Raw genomic sequence first — 19,973 nt, forward strand, 5'->3', positions numbered from 1 at the left:
CCTAACGGCCGGTGCGCCTGGCGGGCGCGGAGTTGAACGGCCAGTCATCCAGGCTACTCGCCGCGGAGGAACCAGCCGCGATCGTCCCCCTGCTGCTCGTCGAAGACCTCGGACAGGTCGATGGCTGCCGGTGCCGAGGCCGTCGTGATGGCGTTGTCGACGGCGGAGCGCAGCAGCGAGCTGAGGAAGGGTCCAGGGTTGTCGACCCCGATGTCCCGCAGGATGCCGGTGGACTGCTCGACGATCGCCCGGGAGAACGACGTGGCGGTCGCGACGGCCTCCGCGTACGCCTCGCGGTCCTTCTCGGCGATGACCACGGGCTCCCCGCCCATCTCGACCACCAGCGCCTGAGCGATCGGCAGCACGGGAGCGGGCGCGGTGACGGCGAAGTAGCTCTCGGCCAGCCTGGCGAGGTCGAGGCTGGTGCCGGTGAACTCGACGGCGGGATGCACGGCGATCGGGATCACGCCCGCCGCAGCGGCCGGCTGGAGCACAGACACGCCGAACCCGGGTGCGGTGTGCATGACGATCTGGCCGGGCTGCCAGCTGCCGGTGGCGGCGAGCCCGGCGACCAGACCGGGCAGTTCGGCGTCCGGCACCGCGATGACCACCAACTCGCTCCGCTCCACCAGGACGGGCACGTCCAGGATGGGCGCGTTCGGCAGCATCGCCCCCGCCCGCTCCCTGCTCGCCTCGGATACCGCGGAAACCCCGACGATGGCATGTCCAGCCCCCGCGAGCGCAGCGCCGATCACCGGCCCGACGCGCCCAGCGCCGATGATGCCGAGACCGAGTCGTCCGGAACGCTGCATCACGGGTGCTCCTCGCGGGTTGTGGTGGGGGTTGAGGGCGGCGTCGGCGCATCCAGCGGGGCGGCCTGGTCGAACGGGAGCTCCGCCCAGCGGTGGCTGCGGTCGGACTGCGCGGAGGCGATGGCGCCGGCGGCGACGTCGTCGAAGAGGTGGACGCTCTGGGGTGCGTCCAGCGCTGCCAGCCTGGGCCGCACCGGGCCCGAGACCGTGTGCAGGCGGGCGCCGGCGAGGCCGAGCATCCTGTCGATCGGGCCCTGCTGGATTTCGAGGCTCTGCAGGCGCGCGAGCGGGACCATCGCCAGACTGCGCCACACCGCGCCGCGGCGCAGCAGGATCACCCCGTCGACGATGCTGTACCCGTTGCGCCTCCAAGAGAGCGGCCGCACCCAGGCCGCGCGGCGCGGGCTGCCGATGTAGGAGTCCCGTCCGCGCGATGTCATCCCTGCGACGATCAGTTCGCGGTGGGCGTCCGTCGCGAAATCGGGGAGCACGAGGCCGAGCACCCGTGCGACGTCGGCCGCGTCGCCGACCGGGAGCATCGTGGTGTTCGGCTGCCCAGCCGCGCCCTTCTCCTTCGAGTGGCCGGCCGTATCGATCCGGATCTGCCACCAGCCGAACGGACGCCACAGCAGCGGCTGCAGCACCTCGACCGCGTGGATGCGGCCGGGCGGCAGCGTCTCGTTGCTCAGGCTGAGCAGGCCGAAGCCGACGCGCACACCGTCCGGCGTTCCCGCGATCGAATAGCGCAGTGACTTCGTGAAGCGGTTGATGTAGAAGCTCGCCGACCCGAGCAGGCCGGGCAGCACCACGAAAAGCAGCCACACCCGGCCCGTGGATACGCCGATCACCAGCAACGCGACCACCACCAGCAGGAAGATGGTGAAGCCGCTGAGCACCAGCGAGCCGAGCAGGCGCAGCGGCGGAATCTTCACGACCGACTGCGGCGGAGCGACGGTGGGGTCGAGTTCCGGCGCGATGAACTCGTTGACGCGACGGGTCACCAGTCCGGACACGGCGCCTCCGGCCGCGGCGGCACCTTGCACGCCGGCCGGCGAACCATCCGGACCGGCCATGCCTCCCTGAGGCCCGGGCTCACCGAACGACTCAGTCACCTCTGGCGGACGGCTCTCCGCCTCGCTCGCACGCACCCCCGACGCCAGCCGCAACACGTCGCCGCGCAGCCCGTCGGCCAGCGACGAGCCGAGGTACGCCAGCTGCACGTTCGCGTCGTGTCCTGCCACGCTGATGTCCAGCTTCGCCGCGCCGAAGATCCGCGCGAGCACCGGGCGCACGATGTTGATGCCCTGGATGCGGTCCAGCCGGGCTTTGCGCTGCGTGCGGAAGAGGATGCCGCTGCGCACCTCCACCGCGTCGCCCGTGATGCGGAAGCTGTGCATCCGCCACGACAGGTAGAACGCTCCCAGGCAGAGCAGCAGCACCACCACGATCGCGAGGAGGGCCCAGCCTTCCCAGCCGTGGTCGTAGATCTGATCGATCGGGTCTCCGCCGTAGTCCGGCGTTCCGATGAAGATGCCGACGATGCGTTCGCGCAGGTTGGAGAGCACGAAGCCGAGGATCGCCACGAAGACGATGCCACCGCGCAGCAGAGGCGTGGCCGGATGCAGGCGGTGCCATTCGCCGTCCGTGAACCGTTCGGCGGCGCGTTCCGCTGCGCTGAGCGGGGCGCTCACAGTCCTGCCCGCCTGCTCTCAGCGAGTTCGACGAGACGGTCGCGCAGGTCGGCGGCGACCGGTTCGGGGAGTCCGGGGATGACCACGCCGGTGGATGCGGCCGCCGTCACGAACTTGAGGTCGGCCAGGCCGAGGATGCGTCCGACCGGGCCGCGGTTGATGTCGATCAGCTGCATCCGGCCGTACGGCACGGACACGAAGCGCTGGTACATGATGCCGCGGCGGAAGAGCAGGTCGTCCTCGCGCATCCGGTAGCCGATGGAGCGGGCGCGGCGGGGCGCGATGATGAGGCTCACGATCGTGATGACCACCACCGCCGCCAGCAGCAGCCAGCCCCAACTCCACTGGGCGACCAGCCACAGGAAGGTCGCCGCCGCCGCAAGCACCACGCCGCTGACGACGGCGCTCACGATCACGACGACCACGTATTTCGGGGAGACGCGCTGCCACTCCCCGACGCTCAGGTCAAGACGATTCGACATGGACATTCTCCGGATCGCCGTTCTTGTCGTCGGGTGGGATGGTGCAGAGGTATTCGGCGATCAGACCGGCGATCAGCAGCACGATGGCGCCGACGGTCGTGGAGACGGTCAGCCAGATCGTGCCGCCGGCCGGGATGACAGCGCGGCTCAGCAGGTAGACCAGGAGGCCGGCGCCGAGGCCGGTGAGCAGGGCGCCGGACAGGCTGCACGCCTTCGCGAGCACCACGATCCGCATCGCCTGGAACGGGTCGATGGGCCGGGCGTTCCTGCCGCGGACGGCCCGGCGGATCGGCACGGCGAACGCGACGACGATGATCGAGACGGCCACCAGCGTGATCGGCAGGGTGAGCGGAGGCACGAACACCGCGAGCCCCGACCCGGCCAGCGCCAGTTCGATGAGGAAGCCGGCGACCGCGGCGACGACGCCGAGGACGATCAGCGGGACGGGAGTGGTGCGTTTCACGATGCGCTCCCCTCGTACGTGCGGACAGGGTCGGTGGCGCGGGCGGCGAGAGCGGCGACCGGTCCATGGCCGGTGAGCTGCGCATCCGGTGCGATGTCGAGCCAGGGCACCAGCACGAACGCGCGCTCGGCGGCCCGGGGATGCGGCAGCGTGACGCGCTCGTCGTCGGAGACGATGCCGTCGTAGTCGACGATGTCGATGTCGATGGTGCGGTCGCCCCAGCGTTCATCGCGCACGCGGCCGAGCCGGTCTTCGACGGCGTTGACGGCGTCGAGGAGGGCGAGAGGGTCGAGGATCGTGTCGACCAGGGCGACCGCGTTCAGGTAGGCGGGGGCGTCGTGGTCGATGCCGTCGAGTTTGAGGGCGGGCGTCTCGTAGAGCGGGGAGACCGCATCCACCCGGATGCCCGGCGTCGCCTCGAGAGCGGCGACGGCGGCGCGGATGGTCGCCTCCCTGTCGCCGAGGTTGCCGCCGAAGGCGAGCACGGCCGGGTGGCCGACGCGCATCCGCTGCGGCCGGGGCGTCACGCCTCCCGCTGTCACGATCGCTCCCGCAGGATGCGCACGGCCACGTCGCCGAACGGCACGCTGATCGGGGCGTCCGGCTTGTGCACCGTCACCTCGACCGCGTCGACCGGGGGATGCGCGAGCACGACGGCGGCGACGCGCTCGGCCACCGTCTCGATCAGGTCGACGGGGTCACGGCGCACGGCGTCCGCGATCTCCTCGGCCAGCTCGCCGTAGTGGACCGTCTGCGCCACGTCGTCGGACGCCGCCGGTGCTGCCAAATCGAGCCAGGCGGTCACGTCGACCACGAAGTCCTGCCCGTTCTGCCGTTCGAAGTCGTAGACGCCGTGGTGCGCACGCACGCGCAGGCCGGTGAGGACGATCGCGTCGGACGGTCGGGTCGCAGCTGGCCTAGTCATCGCTTCCAGCTTGCCACGCCCGCACGACATCGAGGGCGATCCTGGTGGACGCGACATCGTGCACGCGCACGGCCCACGCCCCGTCGCGGGCGGCGAGCGCGCTGATGACGGCGGTGGGCGCATCCCGGTCGGTGGCGGGAGCTCCGTCGGGCAGCAGCGCGCTCAGGAACCGCTTGCGCGAGGCGCCGATCAGGATCGGGTACCCCAGCGTCTCGAACGCGCGGAGCCCGGCGAGCACCTGCCAGTTGTGCTCGCCCGTCTTGGAGAAGCCGAGGCCGGGGTCGAGGATGAGCCTGCTCGGGTCGATGCCGACGTCGAGCAGCGCGGTGACGCGCGCAGACAGTTCCGCGCGCACCTCGCCGACCGTGTCCGTGTAGCGGGCGAGGGAGTCCATCGAGTCGCTCTGGCCACGCCAGTGCATCACCACGTACTGCAGGCCGGTGTCGAGCAGGGCCTGCGGCATGCCGGGGTCCGCGAGGCCGCCGGAGACGTCGTTGATGATCGCAGCGCCGACATCCGCCGTCGCCCTGGCCGTCTCCGCGTTCATCGTGTCGACGCTCACGGTGATGCCGCGGGAGGCGAGCTCGCGCACGACGGGAACGACGCGTGCCTGCTCCTCTGCGGGGTCGACCCGGAGGGCGCCAGGCCTGGTGGACTCGCCGCCGACGTCGATCATGTCCGCGCCCTGCTCCACCAGGTCGATGGCATGCGCGATGGCGGCGTCCGGTTCGAGCCAGAGGCCGCCGTCGCTGAAGGAGTCCGGTGTCACGTTGAGGACACCCATGATGAGCGTCACGCGATGCCACGCCCGATCAGGGCCACGAGCTCCGCGCGCGCGGCCGGGTCTGTGAACGCGCCGCGGGCGGCCATCGTGACCGTCGTGCTCGCGGTCTGCCGGGCGCCGCGCGTTGTCACGCAGGTGTGCGCCGCATCGAGGACCACGAAGACGCCGCGCGCCTCCGTGCCGCGTTCGATGGTGTCCGCGATCTGCTCGGTGAGCCGCTCCTGCAGCTGCGGCCGGGCGGCGAGGGTGTCGACCACCTTCGGGATGCGCCCCAGGCCGACCACCTTCTCCCCCGGCAGGTATGCGACGTGCGCCATGCCGAGGAACGGGAGCAGGTGGTGCTCGCAGACGGAACGGAACGCGATGTCGCGCACCAGGATCGTCTCGGCCTTGTCCGTCTCCAACGGCACGGCGTCGCCCAGCTCGGCGGCAGCATCCTTGCCGAGGCCGGAGAAGAACTCGGCGTACGCGTCGGCGACCCGCGACGGGGTCGCCGCCAGTCCCGGACGCGCAGAATCCTCGCCGATGGCGGCGAGGATCTCTGCGACAGCTGCCTCGATGCGCGGACGATCGAAACCGGTCATGCGCGCGCCGGCTCTACGCGGTGGCCGGGCGCGGCTTGCGAACGGGTGCGCGCTTGGGCTTCGACGGCGGCTCGGAGTCGACGCCACCGTCCACGGCGCCGGCGTCGATCGGCGCCTTGGCCTTCGGGTAGTCGATCGGGGGGAGGTCGGAGATCGGGCGCTTGTCGCTGGACAGCCACTGCGGGCGCTCCGGCAGCTTCACCACGTCTTCGAAGATCTCGGCGATCTGGTTGTGGTCGAGCGTCTCCTGCTCAAGGAGGGCGGCAGCGAGCCGGTCGAGCACGGCGCGGTTTTCGTTGATGACCTGCCAGGCCTCGTCGTGCGCCTTCTCGATCAGGGTGCGCACCTCGGCGTCCACCTGCTCGGCGATGCGCTCCGAGTAGTCGCGCTGGTGACCCATGTCGCGGCCGAGGAACATCTCGCCGTTGGCCTGGCCGAGCTTGACGGAGCCGATGTCGGCGCTCATGCCGTATTCGGTGACCATCTTGCGGGCGATGGAGGTGGCCTTCTCGATGTCGTTGGATGCGCCGGTGGTGGGGTCGTGGAACACGATCTCCTCCGCGACACGGCCGCCCATCGCGTATGCGAGCTGGTCGAGCAGTTCGTTGCGGGTGACCGAGTACTTGTCTTCCAGCGGCATGACCATCGTGTATCCGAGGGCACGGCCACGCGGGAGGATCGTGATCTTGGTGACGGGGTCGGTGTGACGCATCGCGGCGGCGGCGAGAGCGTGGCCGCCCTCGTGGTACGCCGTGATCAGCTTCTCCTGGTCCTTCATCACGCGGGTGCGCTTCTGGGGACCGGCGATCACACGGTCGACGGCCTCATCCAGCGCACGGTTGTCGATCAGCTGCGCGTTGGAGCGGGCGGTCAGCAGGGCGGCCTCGTTGAGCACGTTGGCCAGGTCTGCACCGGTGAAGCCCGGCGTCTTGCGCGCCAGCACTTCGAGGTCGACGGAGGCGGCGAGCGGCTTGCCTCGTCCGTGCACCTCGAGGATCTTCTTGCGGCCGACCATGTCGGGGGCGTCGACGCCGATCTGGCGGTCGAAGCGACCGGGGCGCAGCAGCGCAGGGTCGAGGATGTCCGGACGGTTGGTGGCCGCGATCAGGATGACGTTGGTCTTCGGGTCGAAGCCGTCCATCTCCACGAGCAGCTGGTTCAGCGTCTGCTCGCGCTCGTCGTGCCCGCCGCCGAGCCCGGCGCCACGGTGGCGACCCACCGCGTCGATCTCGTCGACGAAGATGATGGCCGGAGCGTTCTCCTTGGCCTGCTGGAACAGGTCGCGCACACGGCTCGCGCCGACACCGACGAACATCTCGACGAAGTCCGAACCGGAGATCGAGTAGAACGGCACGCCGGCCTCACCGGCGACGGCGCGGGCGAGAAGGGTCTTACCCGTTCCTGGAGGGCCGTACAGCAGCACGCCCTTCGGGATGCGGGCGCCGACCGCCTGGAACTTCGCCGGCTCCTTGAGGAAGTCCTTGATCTCTTCGAGCTCTTCGATGGCCTCGTCGGAGCCTGCCACGTCTTCGAAGGTGACCTTGGGGCTCTCCTTCGTGACGAGCTTGGCCCTGGACTTGCCGAACTGCATGACCTTGTTGCCGCCGCCCTGCATCCCGGACAGCATGATCCAGAAGAACACGCCGATCAGCAGCACGGGGATGAGGAAGCCGAGCGCGGAGAGCAGCCAGTTGGGCTGCGGGACCTCGTCGTCGTAGCCCTTCGGCAGGTTGGCGTCGTCGACGGCCTTGACCACGTCGGCGCCGCGCGGCGTGACGTAGTAGAACTGCACCTGGCTGCCGAGCGTCTTGTCGGCCGTCTTCAGATTCAGGTCGACGCGGTTCTCACCGTCCACGATCTTCGCGCTCGAGACCTTGTCGTCTTGCAGGAGCTCGAGGCCCTTCTGCGTCGACACTGCCTTGAAGCCCGACATGGTGATCAGGCTCGAGCCGATCCACACTGCGACGATGGCCAGCACGATGTAGAGAATCGGCCCGCGGAAGATCTTCTTGACGTTCATGGTGCAGCCAGAGTACCGCCACGGGACTGTGCGCCGCCTGCGTGTTCGCTCTGGGCGCGCCGGGCGTTCAGAACGCCCGTGATCGCCCGGTCGGGATCAGCTGTACACGGAGGGCGCGAGAATGCCGACGCCCCGCAGATTGCGGTACTTCTCCGCGTAGTCGAGGCCATAGCCGACCACGAACTGGTTCGGGATCTCGAACCCGACGTACTTCACGTCGATCTCGACCCTGGCGGCCTCCGGCTTGCGCAGCAGGGTGCAGATCTCGATGGACTCCGGGCCGCGCGAGCGCAGGTTGGCCAGCAGCCACGACAGGGTGAGGCCGGAGTCGATGATGTCCTCGACGATCAGAACGGTCTTGCCGTCCAGGTCGGTGTCCAGGTCTTTCAGGATGCGCACGACCCCGCTCGACGCCGTGCCGGAGCCGTACGAGCTCACGGCCATCCAGTCCATCGTGACCGGGATCTTCAGCTCGCGCGCCAGGTCGGCCATGACCATGACAGCGCCCTTGAGCACGCCGATCAGGAGGACGTCTTTACCGGCGTAGTCGCGTTCGATCTCGCGGCAGAGCTCGGCGATACGGGAGCGGATCTGCTCCTCGGTGATGAGAATCTCGGTCAGGTCGTCGTGAACGTCCGTGAGTTCCATGAGGGAGGTGCTGTCCTTAAGAGTTGGGGGAAAACATGAGCAGCCCGTTCTGCCTGACAACTCTAACGCCTGGGAGGCTGAGCGGACCCTGGCCGTGCCAGTCGGTGATCAGCTCGGCGACCGCGAGCGTGTGCGCGCGGCTGAGCGACACCCCGAACTCGGCGGAGACGACCAGCCGGATGATCCTCTGGCGCAGGGCGGCAGGGTCGGCCGCGAGCCCGCGCACGTCGAGGGCGACCGCTCCGTCGTCGGTCTGGGTCACCAGTTCGAGCGCCCATTCGAGGGCGAGGCCGTCGAGCGCGTCGTCGTCCTCGCGCAGCTGCTCCGCCGTGCGGGCGAGCGCCTCGGCGATGCCGGGACCCAGCTCCCGTTCGAGCACGGGGAGCACGGTCGAGCGCACCCGCACCCTCGCGTACGACGGGTCGGCGTTGTGCGGGTCCTCCCACGGGGTCAGCCCGCTGTCAGCGCAGAAGGCGTGCGTGGTCTCCCTGCGCAGCGCGAGGAACGGGCGCAGCAGTGTGCCGGTGTCCGCCGCCATGCCCTGCAGGCTGCCCGGGCCAGAGCCGCGTGCGAGCCCGAGCAGGACCGTCTCCGCCTGGTCGTCGAGCGTGTGCGCCAGCAGGATGCGCTCAGCGCCCGTGGATGCGCGTGCCCGGGAGAACGCGGCGTGGCGGGCGGCACGGGCGGCGGCCTCGGGACCGGAGCTGTCCGCATCCACTGTCACCGTCTCGACGATCACGGGGTCGAGGCCCAGACCGCGGGCGGTGGTGGCTGCTGCGGCGGCGACGTCGGCAGAGCCAGGCTGCAGACCGTGGTCGACGATCACGGCGCCCGCCCGGTATCCGGCGCGCGGCGCCTCGAAGGCGGTCGCTGCCGCGAGGGCGAGCGAGTCCGCTCCCCCGCTCAGGCCGACGAGCACCAGCGCGCCGGCGGACAGTGGATGCGGTCGCTCCGGCCCGTGGTCGTCGTGCGCATCCGGGGCTTCGAGCGCCGCCGCCGCTGCCAGTGCGGTGCGCACCGCACGCCGCGCGTCCGCGATCGGCGGGGTGAGACGGGGGCGGCGTTCGGCGCGGGGCGGTTCGGCGCCTGAAGAACCGTTGAGGTGCATCCAGTAACGTTATTGCAGACTTTTCGACACAAGGAGAGAACACCATGGCCGAATACGATGCGATCATCGAAATCCCCAAGGGGAGCCGCAACAAGTACGAAGTGGACCACGAGACCGGCCGGGTGTACCTCGACCGCGTGCTCTACACCGGGTTCGTCTACCCGACCGACTACGGGTTCTTCGAGAACACGCTGGGCCTCGACGGCGACCCCGTCGACGTGCTCGTGCTGCTCGAGTACCCGGTGTTCCCCGGCGTGGGCATCAAGGTGCGCCCGGTCGGCGTGCTCAACATGAGCGACGAGGCCGGCAGCGACGCCAAGGTGATCGCCGTGCAGTACAAGGACCCGCGCTGGGCGCACATCCAGGACGTCGATGACATCCCGGAGGGCACCCGCGCCGAGATCCAGCACTTCTTCGAGCACTACAAGGACCTCGAGGCCGGCAAGTGGGTCAAGGTCGACGGCTGGGGCGACGCCGCAGAGGCGAACGCCATCATCGAGGCGGGCATCGCCAAGCTCGCCGAAGAGGGCCACTAGCCCCCACGCAATCGAGTCCGGACTTATGCACGCCCGCCGCGGCGTGTCGCGTGCATAAGTCCGGACTCGATTATTTAAGGACCGTGGTCAGGCGCTGGGGCGGGCGACCTGGTACCAGGGGGAGCCCCAGACGGACTGGATCTTGACGACGTCGCCCTCGGTGGGGGCCGCGATCATCATGCCGCCGCCGATGTAGATGCCCACGTGGTAGAAATCGCCGGGAGCGTCGCCCCAGAAGATGAGGTCACCCGCCTGCTTGTCGCTGTACGAGACCAGCTGGCCGCGGTTGGCAGCGGTGTAGTACTGGTTGTTGACCGAGTGGCTGCCGATGTAGACGCCGGCATACCCGTAGGCCTTCATGGTGAGGCCGGAGCAGTCGTAGCCGCCAGGGCCCTCTCCGCCGAAGATGTACGGCTTGCCGAGCTGGGCGCGCGCGTAGGCGATCGCCGTGTCGACGACGTTGCCGTTCGGCGGCGCGACCGGGCCGCCGCCTCCTCCGCCGCTGGGGGCCGTACCGCCGCCACCACCGCCGCCTCCGCCGTTGCCGCCACCTCCGCCGCCGCCGGAGTTCTGCGCCTGCTCCTGCCGCTGGCGCTCTGCCTCCGCAGCCGCCGCGGCAGCAGCCGCCTGTGCGGCCCTGACCTGCTCACCCTGCAGATACGCGGCCTCGGTCTGGGTCGACGTGTTCTTCAACGTTGCGAGCTGGGCGACCAGCTCGGTGGACTTGCTCTGCTGGGTGGCGAGCGCCGCCTGGGCCTGCGCCTGCGCATCCTGAGCGGCCTTGAGCGCGTCGTCGGCCTTCGCGGCCAGCGACTGGCGCTCGGTCTTGGCGACCTTCGCCTGCGCGGTCAGCGACTCCGCGTTGTTCTTGTCTTTGGTGGCCTGCTCGTAGACGTCCTTCGACTGGGCGGTGAGCTTGCTCATCGTGCCCAGCTGGTAGAGCAGCTTGTCGGCGGCGGAACCGGAACCGCCGCCCTTCAGCATCAGATCGACGGAGAGGTCGCCGCCGCCGCTCGACTTCGCCAGGTGGGAGGCGAGCAGACCGGCGCGCATCTGCGAGGTCTTGGCCTTCTCCGCCGCGGCAGACGCCTGCTTCTGCAGGTCGGCTTCCTTCTTGGTGGCCGCCGTCAGAGCGTCCTTCGCCTGGAAGTACGCCTCCGCCGCCTTCTCGGAGGCGACGCGGGCCGCATCCACCGAGGACTGCAGCCCGGAGATCAACTGGGTGATGTTGTCGATCATCGCCTGCTGGTTCTGGACGTTCGCCTTCGCCTGCTGCACGTCGTTCCACGACGGGTAGTCGTCTGCGAATGCGGGCGCGGCGATGACGCCGACGGATGCGGTGACCACACCCATGACGCCCGCGCCGATCATGACGCCGGGGCGAACCCGCGGCCTGTCGTTCTGGCTAGCCAAGTGGTGCCTGCCTTTCCCTCATGAACGGAATCCCGTCGATCTTCACGCCGCCGAGGCGCACCTCGAAGTGCAGGTGGCACCCCGTGGATGCGCCGGTCGTGCCGACGCGTGCGATCGGCTGGCCGGCACTGACCGACTGGCCGATGCCGACGAGGATCCCTCCGTTGCGGATGTGCGCATAACCGGTCTGCACACCGCTTCCGTGGTTGATCAGGACGAAGTTGCCGTACGAGCCGTTGGGGCCCGCGTACTCGACGACGCCCGGATATGCGGCGTAGATCGGCGAGTTGCATCCCGCGCCGATGTCGATGCCCTGGTGGTATGTGCTGCCGACGCCGCCCGGCGACGGGCGGGAGCCGAAGCCGTCGGTGATCGGGCCGGCGGCGGGGACGGCCCAGCCCTGCGGGCCGACGTAGCCGCCCGGCAGTCCGCCGGAGCCCTGCGCGGCCGCGGCTGCTGCTGCCGCCGCGACACCGGCCTCGTAGCCGGCGACGGTCTTGCTGACGGTGTCGCGCAGAGCGGCGAGCTGCGCCTGCATCACGACGATCTGCTTCTGCTGCTCCGCGAGCTTGTCCTGCGCGGCCTTCGCGGCCTCCGCCGCTGCCTTCAGCGCTGCCTCCGCGGCGATCCGCAGCTTCTCGCGCTCCGCCTTGGCCACGACGGCCTGCGCGGCGAGCGCTTTCGCGGTGTTCTGAGCGGCCTTGGCGTCGGTGTAGACCCTGTTGGACTGCTCGACCAGCTTCGACATGCTGCCGAGGTCGGAGAGCAGCTTGTCCGGGCTGGCGCTCGAGGCGCCGTTGCCGCTCAGGAAGAGGTTGGCTGTGAGGTTGCGACCGCCGGTGCGGTACAGCTGGGCAGCGAGCTTGCCGGCCTGAACGCTTGCGTCGTCCGCCTTCTTCTGGCTCTCGTCCGCCTGCTTCTGGATGAGGTCTGCCTTGATGTTGGCGTCGTCGAACGCGGCCTCCGCCGCCTGCAGTTCCTCACCGCGCTTGACGGCCTCGGCTTGCGTGGCGGCCACCTCGCCCTTGAGCTGGCTGATGAGCCCGTTGATCCTGTCGACCTGAGCGGAGGCCGCCCCGGCGTTGGCCTTGGCGTTCTGGACGTCCTGCCAGCTCGGGTACTGGTCCGCGTACGCGGGGGCCGCGACGGCGCCGACCGCGAAGACGGTCGCGACGCCGATGGCGGCGACGAGGGCGCGCATCCGGTGCCGGATGGAGCCTGGGCGGCCGAGCAGGCCGACGCGCCCGGCGGCGGGGGCTCGTCGGGGGCTGGGTGAGACCGGTTCAGTGCGCTTCATCGTTTCCTCGAACCCGTTCGCTCGTGCTCGTTTGAGTCACATGAGTCACACGGGTCCCGCTGTCAACGTGTGCAACTTTAGCAACAAGCACTCCGGGAGCCCAGGGTCGGTGGGCTGTGGATGCTCGAAGACACGGAGATCGACGGGGGCGGCGCGCGACTGCACGGACAGCCCGGGCGGCCGTCGAGAGCGAATCTAACCCGCGATCGAGAGGAAACCGTGACCATTCGCTGGCTGGTCGCGGGATGGTCGCGGGATGGCGGGAACGGGCGGAATGCGGGCCGCTTGGTGCGCGCGCGGGCCGGCCCCGTGCATCCCGAACAGCCGGACCCGCCCGGGATGCACGCAGGATTCGCTTTTGCCCGGGGGTTTCCGTATGCTTGTTCGTCGGTGGTCATCGGAAAGTGAAAGCGATCCGTGACGTTCCGGCCCCATCGTTTAGCGGCCTAGGACACCGCCCTTTCACGGCGGCAGCACGGGTTCGAATCCCGTTGGGGTCACTGTCCGTTGAAGGTAACGGCGTCCTATATAATTGAATAGCTTCACATTGAGGCCCTGTAGCGCAGTTGGTTAGCGTGCCGCCCTGTCACGGCGGAGGTCGCGGGTTCAAGTCCCGTCAGGGTCGCCACGACGAGAAGCCCTTCCCTTGGGAAGGGCTTCCGTCTAGAGGCGGCATCGGTCGTCTCGAGAGGCTCTGTAGCTCAGTTGGTAGAGCGTTCGACTGAAAATCGAAAGGTCACCGGATCGATGCCGGTCGGAGCCACCAGAGAATAACCCCCGGACTCATGCGGAATCCGGGGGTTTTTCGATTGTTGGCCGAGGCCGTCGAAGTAGCGTTTGACTACATTTTGACTACAACCGATTTCGCGGCTTGGGCATCGAGTGCGTTCGCAACGTCGTCAAGGTCATCGTCGAAGAGGTCGGCGTAGACGTCGAGGGTCATCGCGGCGGACGCGTGTCCGAGCATCCGTTGCACGGATTTGACGTTCGCGCCGGCCGAGACGGCGAGCGATGCGGCCGTGTGTCTGAGGTCATGGGGAGTCAGTCGTGGGAAGGTTTCGTCGTTCTCCATGCACCGGGCGACGGCCGCGTTGAAGACACGGTTGCGGAAATTACCTGCCCGCAGCACACCGCCGTCGGCGCCGACGAATACCGGCTCCTCGGGGTCGCGACCGGCGCACCGCGCCTCGAGCGGAACTGCAAGTAGCTCGGGAAAGGGAACGGACCGCCGCTCGTGATTCTTCGGCGTTCCCCACACGATCACTCCCCGCGGTTCTGAGACCGCTCGTGCTACGTCGAGCCGTCGGCGAGTGAAGTCGATTCGATTGATTTGGAGGCCGGCCATCTCGCCCCATCGAAGACCCGTATACGCAAGGAAGAGGACGACGTCACCCTGATCACCGCATTCCGCCGCCAGCGCCCGCACTTGCGTGTGCGTCAAGTAGCCGTGCTCCCGTGACGCCAGCCTCGGCAGTTGAATCCCGTCGGACGGGTTAAGGGTGATGCGCCCATCACGGATCGCGTACTTCAGCACCCCCGCCAGGACGAGATGTATCTGCCGCACCATCGAGGGGCCGAGGGAGGTCGAGAGCTCCCCTACCCATGCTTGAACGTCGCCGTGCCGCACGTCCACCAGTCGAGTGGCGCCCCAGCGAGGAAGCACATACTTGTCGAGGTGGAATCGGTATCCCGAGCGAGTCGTCGGTTTCACCTGGACCTGGGCACGAAACCACTCTTCGGCCACGTGCGAGACCGGGGTTCTCGCCTTGGTCGGGTCGACCCACTCTCCCTTGGCTTGCGAGACATTGACCGATGAGAGAAAGAGCTCGGCTGCGCGTTTCGTGGTGAAGCCGCGCTTCATCGTGTTGCGATGGTCAGGCGTCCGGTACTGGACCCGATATCGCTTGCCTGCTGCGGTCTCGTAGGACTCAATCGATCCCATGTCCGACACCCCCTGAGTCGATGAGACGATTGTCCGCCGGACCACAGATGTACAGCTCTCGTAGATCCCTCAGTTTCCTGAAATTCAAGAAGGGCACGCATGCCGCTTCAGCGGTCAGGGCTGCCAGCCGCCCAAGGCGTGAATGGGTCGGCGGCGATCGCCCATCCGTCGGCTACGTACCGGCTGACGGCCTCTACACATTCGGTCTTCTCTTCAGCAGTCGCGTTGAGCGGGACGACCACTCTGATCAGCCCGCCCTACAGTTTCGGACCCATGTATTTGGTGTCGATGATGGAGACGCGCGTCAATTCACTCCCTTGTCCTCTCGTTCTTGTTTGCCTTCCGGCGGAGAGATCGAGAGCGAGTGGGAGGGGCGCAGTGCCGGGACCGTGGCATACGAGAACAGAGCCCAACGGAGCGAGGATATGCCGCGAAAGCCCGGCACGAGAACCGGGAGCAAGCTACGATCGGCCGGCGAAAGACAAACAAGTCAGCAGGTACAGCGCCGCCGCAGGCGTCTCATTGCATCTTCCGAAGCATGGACGCACGGTGGGCCTCGTAGTCGACCTCCGACGCCCCGGACCGGCCTATCTTCTGCAAGATCGGCTGCCCTTTGCAGTGCCGGTGAGGCGCTGCTTCGTAAGGATTTGCACCCTCGGTCCCTTTACGGGGACTCCACCATTGCATTGTCACGCCAGTCTGCCGAGCGCCGCGCTTTCGAGGATCGGATGCAACGAGCACGACGCCCTGCGCGAGAAGGAGGCGTTCGCAAGTGTCCCCTGACGGCCCCGAGGAAGTACGTCAGCACCGCTCGAGAATCGGCAACGGAGACCCGCGGCAACATCGTCCGCGCCAGTCCCCATCCGTCGCGTGTTGTCGGCGGCGAAACGGGTGGAGCACCCTACCTGCGGATGTCGTCCGCCCATGAAAGAATCCGGTGATGACAACCTACGAAGACGAGCTATCCGGGTTGCCAAGCGCCTTCCGTGCCGCATTGAACGAGCCCGCTGATGACCAGCTCCGCGCCGCGCGAGAGTTCCTTGCTGGCGGACCGGTCTACGCGGTCGCCTCCGGCGGCGCAGCGCCTGCGGCACGCCTTGCCGCCGACCTTCACAGCCGGTTCCGTTCCGCTCCGGCCGATGCGGTCTCACCGCTGAACTTCGTCCAAAAGGCCCCTCGCCTGGACACGGGCACCGTGCTCATCCTCTCGGCCCGCGCAAAACACCCGGACACTACCTTCGCAGCCCGGGTCGCCTTGAACTCCGGATTCCGCGTCGTACTGATCACTCAACGGTCTATCAATGACCTCGATCCGCTGTACAAGTCAGCTCTGGTCACAGTGGTCACCATTCCCGCGCCAAACGGGTCTGACGGGTTCCTGGCAACGCAGAGCGTCCTGATCATGTCGGTGATCGTTGCACGGATCTACAACCAGGATGTGAGTTCGGTTCCGTTGAACGCGAAGGTGGAGACTCCCCCGCTGACCAGACGGTTGCTCGTCGTGGCTGGCGACAGTGAAGCCGCTGCCGCTACAGACATTGAAGTCAGACTCCATGAGCTCGGCCTGGCAGATGTTCAAGTCACCGACTACCGGAATCTTGCTCACGGCCGTCATGTTGGCTTGGCGCGACGCGAGGACACCACTGTCGTCTTTCTGGTGTCTCCTTCGTCGCGTGCTCTGGCAGATCGCACCCGTGCCACGCTTCCAGAGCAGGTGAACGTCGTGGAACTGTCCACGGATATCGGTGGGCTTGCGGGAAGCTTGGAACTCCTGATTAGGGCTATGCACGTCCCGGAGTCTCTAGCAGCAGCGCAGGGCGTTCAACCACATCGGCCGAAAGTGCCCGCGTTCGGCCGCGACCTCTACCATCTTCCGTTCAAACGACTCTTCCCCAGCAAGCCGCTTGATCCGGTCGCGAGAAAGCTTCGAGCGGCCGGACTCCCGCTGGACTCAACGGAACGGTCGATCTATCGCGACGCGTACGCGCAATGGCGTAAGCAGTCGATGGTAGCGGACGTCTCCGGTGTCCTCCTCGACTACGACGGCACCTGTGTTGAAACACGGCACCGGTGGGAACTGCCAACTCAGGAGATCCAAAACGCGCTCCTTCACGTACTCGAGCTCGGGATCGGTGTTGGTTTCGCATCCGGGCGTGGCAAGAGCCTCCACCGAGACCTAAGAGCATGGGTTCCCGCTGAGCATTGGAGCCGAGTCTGGTTGGGACTACATAACGGGACGCTCCGTCTCACACTCGACCAGGAAATGCCGCAGACTCAGCCGGAGAACCCGAACCTTCAATCTCTGAGAGAACGCTTGGCTCCATTCGAGATCGCGACGACGATCTCAGTAGAGATCAGCGGCGACCAGATGACCCTCGGCTCGGACACGCTCTCGGTCGCCGCGCTGAGCGCCCTGGCCTCCACAGTTGCTGCCCACGCACCGCTGCTGCCGATTCGCGTCCAGGCAAGCGCCCACAGCGTCGATATCATTCCGGCGGATGGCGGCAAGGACACGTACCTGATCTGGCTGCGAGAGCACTGGGGTGGGGAGGTTCTCGTGGTCGGAGACCAAGGTAATCTTGGGGGAAATGATTTCGCCATGCTCGCGGCCGCGCCGTTGTCGGTCTCCGTTGACCGATGCTCGGCCGACCCTACGCGGTGCTGGAACGTCGCCGCGGCAGATCGCATTGGCCCGGCCGCGCTTGCATACGCACTCAGCCTCCTGCAGACCCGTCGGGGGCGGGTTCGCTTCCTTCCACCCGCGCTCCAACGCGAGGCCGTGACCACGTAATGTCGCCCACACTCTTCGCATCCGGATTCGCAACCGTCGATGTTGTTCTCGGCGATCCGTTGGCGGTCACCGCTGGCGGGACCGCGGTCAACGTCACACTTGCGATGGAATCGCTTGGCTGGTCGACGGGGTTCGCTGGAACCATCGGGGACGATCCGGCAGGCGACTACCTACACGACTACCTCGCCGACCGAGGTGTGTACGTAGACCACCTAACGAGACACCCCGCCTGGACTACGCCCGTCGTAGTGCAGAAACGGGTTCGAGGGGACCACGAGTGGCGGTTCAGCTGCCCGGTCTGCGGTGCGCGGTTCGCCAAGCACCGTCCCGGCCCTGCCGCCATCGCTGAGAGCATCGCCCTCGCCATTCCCGCCCCTGACGTTTACTTCTTCGACAGGGCAACGTTGTTCGGCATCCGCCTGGCAGAGATCTGGGGAGCCCAGGGCACAACGGTTGTCTTCGAACCCGCTGGACTCGGCCGCCCCTTCCTTTTCCGGCGTGCTGCCGAGGCCGCCAGCTTGATCAAGTACTCGGAGGAGCGCGGCCCCGCATTCGCTTCCCAACTGAACGACGTTGACGCTGTTCTCGTCGAAACGCTCGGTTCCGCCGGCGCCCGCTACCGCCTGAGCGATGCCAGCACCTTTTCCGATGTGCTTCCCGCATTCGCAGTCGATCAGATGGTGGACAGCGCGGGCGCGGGCGATTGGACGACGGCTGGGCTGCTGCAGCGCCTTGGCCGCAATGGGGATATCGCCGACGCACTCGAACGGCCGACGACCATCCGCGATGCCGTCCAGTCGGGCCAACGGTTCGGAGCGGACGCCTGTAGCTGGCAAGGGGTACGCCCCGAGTCGATGACGGAGTTGCCAGCGTGCGACATCGAAGCTTTCGTCTGCCCACGAGTGATTCGGGAAGGTCAGCTACTGACCGTTTGAGGGCTCGACAGTTAGGGCGGTCGAGTTGCCAACGTCCTGACTCCCCAGGTCGCCGACTTGCCATCCAGCCCGAAGACAGTGAAGTGCGGACTCTCGTCCTCGACCTCCAAGTCCTACCCAGGCCGTTGCACATAGGCAGACTGGGTGTAGTAATCACCGCACTCCGCCACAACCTTGCGGTGAGAGAGTTTCTGATCCAGGCCTCACCCTGCTCATCCAACCGTTTCTCCACCGTTAGGGTTTTTAACGTTGCTCGATGCGGGCCGTTGGCCGCCGGTTGGGTCGAGTATCACCCGTTCTGGTCACAGGATCGCGAATCCTGAGCGCAGACAGTCCAGTAGCGTTTAGTCACAGCTGCTACCACCGGCACTCGGGGGCCCATTACATGCCGAACAACACAAGCGACGCGCGCGACCTATACCTGCGCGTTCTCGGCGACATCATGGGCTGGGACGATGACCGGGCCCGCTCGGAGTACCGATGGTTGAAGCTGATGGCGGAGATGAAATACGACGCCTACCGCGACTTTCAAGCGGGTATGCGGTTCATCGAAAGCCTCGCCCGGTGGCTCCAGCAGTTCGCCGAAGTCGAGCGAGCAATCGCTTACGACTTCGTCCGAGAGCGCCTGGTGTTCATCGGCCTCAGCGAGACACAGCACCTCGTAGAGCAGTTCTACCCGGCGGTAGCCCACGCGCGCTTCATCGAGGAGCTTGCCGGAAGACGCGAAGTCCTCCCGTACAAGATTCTTACGTCCCAGGACTGGGAGGCTGACGTCGAGCGCCTCCGTCGCCGCTCTCTTTTCCTCGGCCTGAGCGACGGCGCACGCATTGATGTTCTCCGTCACAGTAACCCTGGTCGACTCAGCAATGAACAAGTCGTGGGAACCACTCAAGTGGACCAGGAAAAGTGGCGAAACCTGCTCTCCGAGCTTCGCGAGGATACGAAGGACCCCGAAGCTAAGTTCGAGATGGTATTCCTCATCGACGATTTCACAGCCACCGGGACTTCTTTCCTGCGGTATGACGAAGACAAGAAAAAGTGGAAGGGGAAGCTTCACAAGTTTATGGAGTCGATCTCGATGAAGATCGACAACGCAGACGGTGAGAGCATCCAGGACGCCTTGTTCGCAGACGGTTGGAAGGTCCACGTTCACCACTACATGGCATCGACGCGTGCATCGCAGGTTCTCGAGAAGAACTTCGAACAGGCAGCCGATTCGCTCGCCAACGCGACGTGGACAGAGGTGCGTTTTACCTACGGTTACGTATTCCCGGAGAACCTTCCAGTTTCAGTCGAGCGCGGTGACGGAGCATTCATCGAGCTCACGAAAACGCACTACAACGAAGCAATTGAAACCCGACATTCAAGGGTCGGCGGTGTCAAACACCTTGGCCTGGGTTATGGGGCATGCGCGCTTCCCGTGGTCCTCGAGCACAACACTCCGAACAACTCGATCGCTTTGTTGTGGGCAGAGCACAAAGACCCCAAGCCATCGATGACGCCCCTATTCCGGCGACGGCAGCGGCACCTGTAGCGAGGAAA

At 67.1% G+C, this 19,973-nt stretch carries 18 protein-coding genes and 3 tRNA genes; 7 read left to right on the top strand and 14 right to left on the bottom strand.

The features are described 5' to 3' along the window. Positions 1-53: 53 nt before the first annotated feature. From HF024_RS16010 to tilS, 11 genes are all read right to left on the bottom strand, one after another. Positions 54-812, bottom strand: coding sequence for a Rossmann-like and DUF2520 domain-containing protein (locus HF024_RS16010; RefSeq protein WP_210724098.1), 759 nt, complete (start codon positions 810-812; stop codon positions 54-56). After that, positions 812-2,503: a PH domain-containing protein gene (locus tag HF024_RS16015; protein WP_168690224.1), complete on the bottom strand. Its 1,692-nt coding sequence runs from the start codon at positions 2,501-2,503 to the stop codon at positions 812-814. Before HF024_RS16015 ends, HF024_RS16010 begins: the two co-directional genes overlap by 1 nt. Beyond that, positions 2,500-2,985: a PH domain-containing protein gene (locus tag HF024_RS16020; RefSeq protein ID WP_168690226.1), complete on the bottom strand. Its 486-nt coding sequence runs from the start codon at positions 2,983-2,985 to the stop codon at positions 2,500-2,502. Before HF024_RS16020 ends, HF024_RS16015 begins: the two co-directional genes overlap by 4 nt. Further along, positions 2,969-3,448: a DUF3180 domain-containing protein gene (locus tag HF024_RS16025; RefSeq protein ID WP_168690228.1), complete on the bottom strand. Its 480-nt coding sequence runs from the start codon at positions 3,446-3,448 to the stop codon at positions 2,969-2,971. Before HF024_RS16025 ends, HF024_RS16020 begins: the two co-directional genes overlap by 17 nt. Further along, positions 3,445-3,990 carry a 2-amino-4-hydroxy-6-hydroxymethyldihydropteridine diphosphokinase gene (gene folK / locus HF024_RS16030; protein WP_247597156.1) on the bottom strand — a complete coding sequence of 182 codons (546 nt, stop codon included), beginning with the start codon at positions 3,988-3,990 and terminating at the stop codon, positions 3,445-3,447. The genes HF024_RS16025 and folK overlap by 4 nt, the downstream gene beginning before the upstream one ends. After that, entirely contained in the window at positions 3,987-4,373 is a 387-nt protein-coding gene (gene folB, locus HF024_RS16035) for a dihydroneopterin aldolase (protein WP_085368997.1), read from the bottom strand. Before folB ends, folK begins: the two co-directional genes overlap by 4 nt. Next, on the bottom strand, positions 4,366-5,169 hold the full coding sequence (gene folP / locus HF024_RS16040; RefSeq protein ID WP_168690230.1) for a dihydropteroate synthase: 804 nt from the start codon (positions 5,167-5,169) through the stop codon (positions 4,366-4,368). Before folP ends, folB begins: the two co-directional genes overlap by 8 nt. Then, on the bottom strand, positions 5,166-5,741 hold the full coding sequence (gene folE, locus HF024_RS16045) for a GTP cyclohydrolase I FolE (protein WP_168690232.1): 576 nt from the start codon (positions 5,739-5,741) through the stop codon (positions 5,166-5,168). The genes folP and folE overlap by 4 nt, the downstream gene beginning before the upstream one ends. Before the next feature lie 13 nt (positions 5,742-5,754). Further along, positions 5,755-7,761, bottom strand: coding sequence for an ATP-dependent zinc metalloprotease FtsH (gene ftsH / locus HF024_RS16050; RefSeq protein WP_085369000.1), 2,007 nt, complete (start codon positions 7,759-7,761; stop codon positions 5,755-5,757). Positions 7,762-7,857: 96 nt separating this feature from the next. Next, entirely contained in the window at positions 7,858-8,409 is a 552-nt protein-coding gene (gene hpt, locus HF024_RS16055) for a hypoxanthine phosphoribosyltransferase (RefSeq protein WP_055899140.1), read from the bottom strand. 16 nt (positions 8,410-8,425) lie between these two features. Next, positions 8,426-9,517: a tRNA lysidine(34) synthetase TilS gene (gene tilS / locus HF024_RS16060; protein ID WP_168690234.1), complete on the bottom strand. Its 1,092-nt coding sequence runs from the start codon at positions 9,515-9,517 to the stop codon at positions 8,426-8,428. 11 nt (positions 9,518-9,528) lie between these two features. Here tilS and ppa point away from each other — a divergent pair, with 11 nt between their 5' ends. Continuing rightward, positions 9,529-10,053: an inorganic diphosphatase gene (gene ppa / locus HF024_RS16065; protein WP_256921931.1), complete on the top strand. Its 525-nt coding sequence runs from the start codon at positions 9,529-9,531 to the stop codon at positions 10,051-10,053. Between the two features lie 87 nt (positions 10,054-10,140). Here the strand turns inward: ppa and HF024_RS16070 are convergent, their stop codons facing one another. Both HF024_RS16070 and HF024_RS16075 read right to left on the bottom strand, forming a co-directional pair. Next, on the bottom strand, positions 10,141-11,466 hold the full coding sequence (locus HF024_RS16070; protein ID WP_168690236.1) for a C40 family peptidase: 1,326 nt from the start codon (positions 11,464-11,466) through the stop codon (positions 10,141-10,143). Next, a complete protein-coding gene (locus HF024_RS16075; protein ID WP_168690238.1) occupies positions 11,459-12,763 on the bottom strand; it encodes a M23 family metallopeptidase in 1,305 nt (434 codons plus the stop codon). The genes HF024_RS16070 and HF024_RS16075 overlap by 8 nt, the downstream gene beginning before the upstream one ends. A 427-nt stretch (positions 12,764-13,190) precedes the next feature. Between HF024_RS16075 and HF024_RS16080 the strand changes: the two genes are divergently transcribed. The 3 genes from HF024_RS16080 (at position 13,191) to HF024_RS16090 (ending at position 13,529) form a co-directional block, all read left to right on the top strand. Further along, positions 13,191-13,263: transfer RNA gene (locus tag HF024_RS16080), tRNA-Glu, on the top strand. Between the two features lie 51 nt (positions 13,264-13,314). Then, a tRNA-Asp gene (locus HF024_RS16085) sits at positions 13,315-13,391 on the top strand. A gap of 62 nt (positions 13,392-13,453) precedes the next feature. After that, positions 13,454-13,529 (top strand) — tRNA-Phe (locus tag HF024_RS16090). A 75-nt stretch (positions 13,530-13,604) separates the two neighbouring features. Here the strand turns inward: HF024_RS16090 and HF024_RS16095 are convergent. Beyond that, positions 13,605-14,705 (bottom strand): site-specific integrase, encoded by a 1,101-nt coding sequence (locus tag HF024_RS16095; protein ID WP_168690947.1) that lies wholly within the window; start codon positions 14,703-14,705, stop codon positions 13,605-13,607. A 940-nt stretch (positions 14,706-15,645) separates the two neighbouring features. Here HF024_RS16095 and HF024_RS16100 point away from each other — a divergent pair. From HF024_RS16100 to HF024_RS16110, 3 genes are all read left to right on the top strand, one after another. Further along, positions 15,646-17,496 carry a hypothetical protein gene (locus tag HF024_RS16100; protein WP_168690240.1) on the top strand — a complete coding sequence of 617 codons (1,851 nt, stop codon included), beginning with the start codon at positions 15,646-15,648 and terminating at the stop codon, positions 17,494-17,496. Beyond that, entirely contained in the window at positions 17,496-18,431 is a 936-nt protein-coding gene (locus HF024_RS16105) for a PfkB family carbohydrate kinase (RefSeq protein ID WP_168690241.1), read from the top strand. The genes HF024_RS16100 and HF024_RS16105 overlap by 1 nt, the downstream gene beginning before the upstream one ends. A gap of 385 nt (positions 18,432-18,816) precedes the next feature. Further along, positions 18,817-19,965 carry a hypothetical protein gene (locus HF024_RS16110; RefSeq protein WP_168690242.1) on the top strand — a complete coding sequence of 383 codons (1,149 nt, stop codon included), beginning with the start codon at positions 18,817-18,819 and terminating at the stop codon, positions 19,963-19,965. Positions 19,966-19,973 lie beyond the last annotated feature (8 nt).

The sequence above is a fragment of the Leifsonia sp. PS1209 genome, assembly GCF_012317045.1.
Classification (GTDB): domain Bacteria; phylum Actinomycetota; class Actinomycetes; order Actinomycetales; family Microbacteriaceae; genus Leifsonia.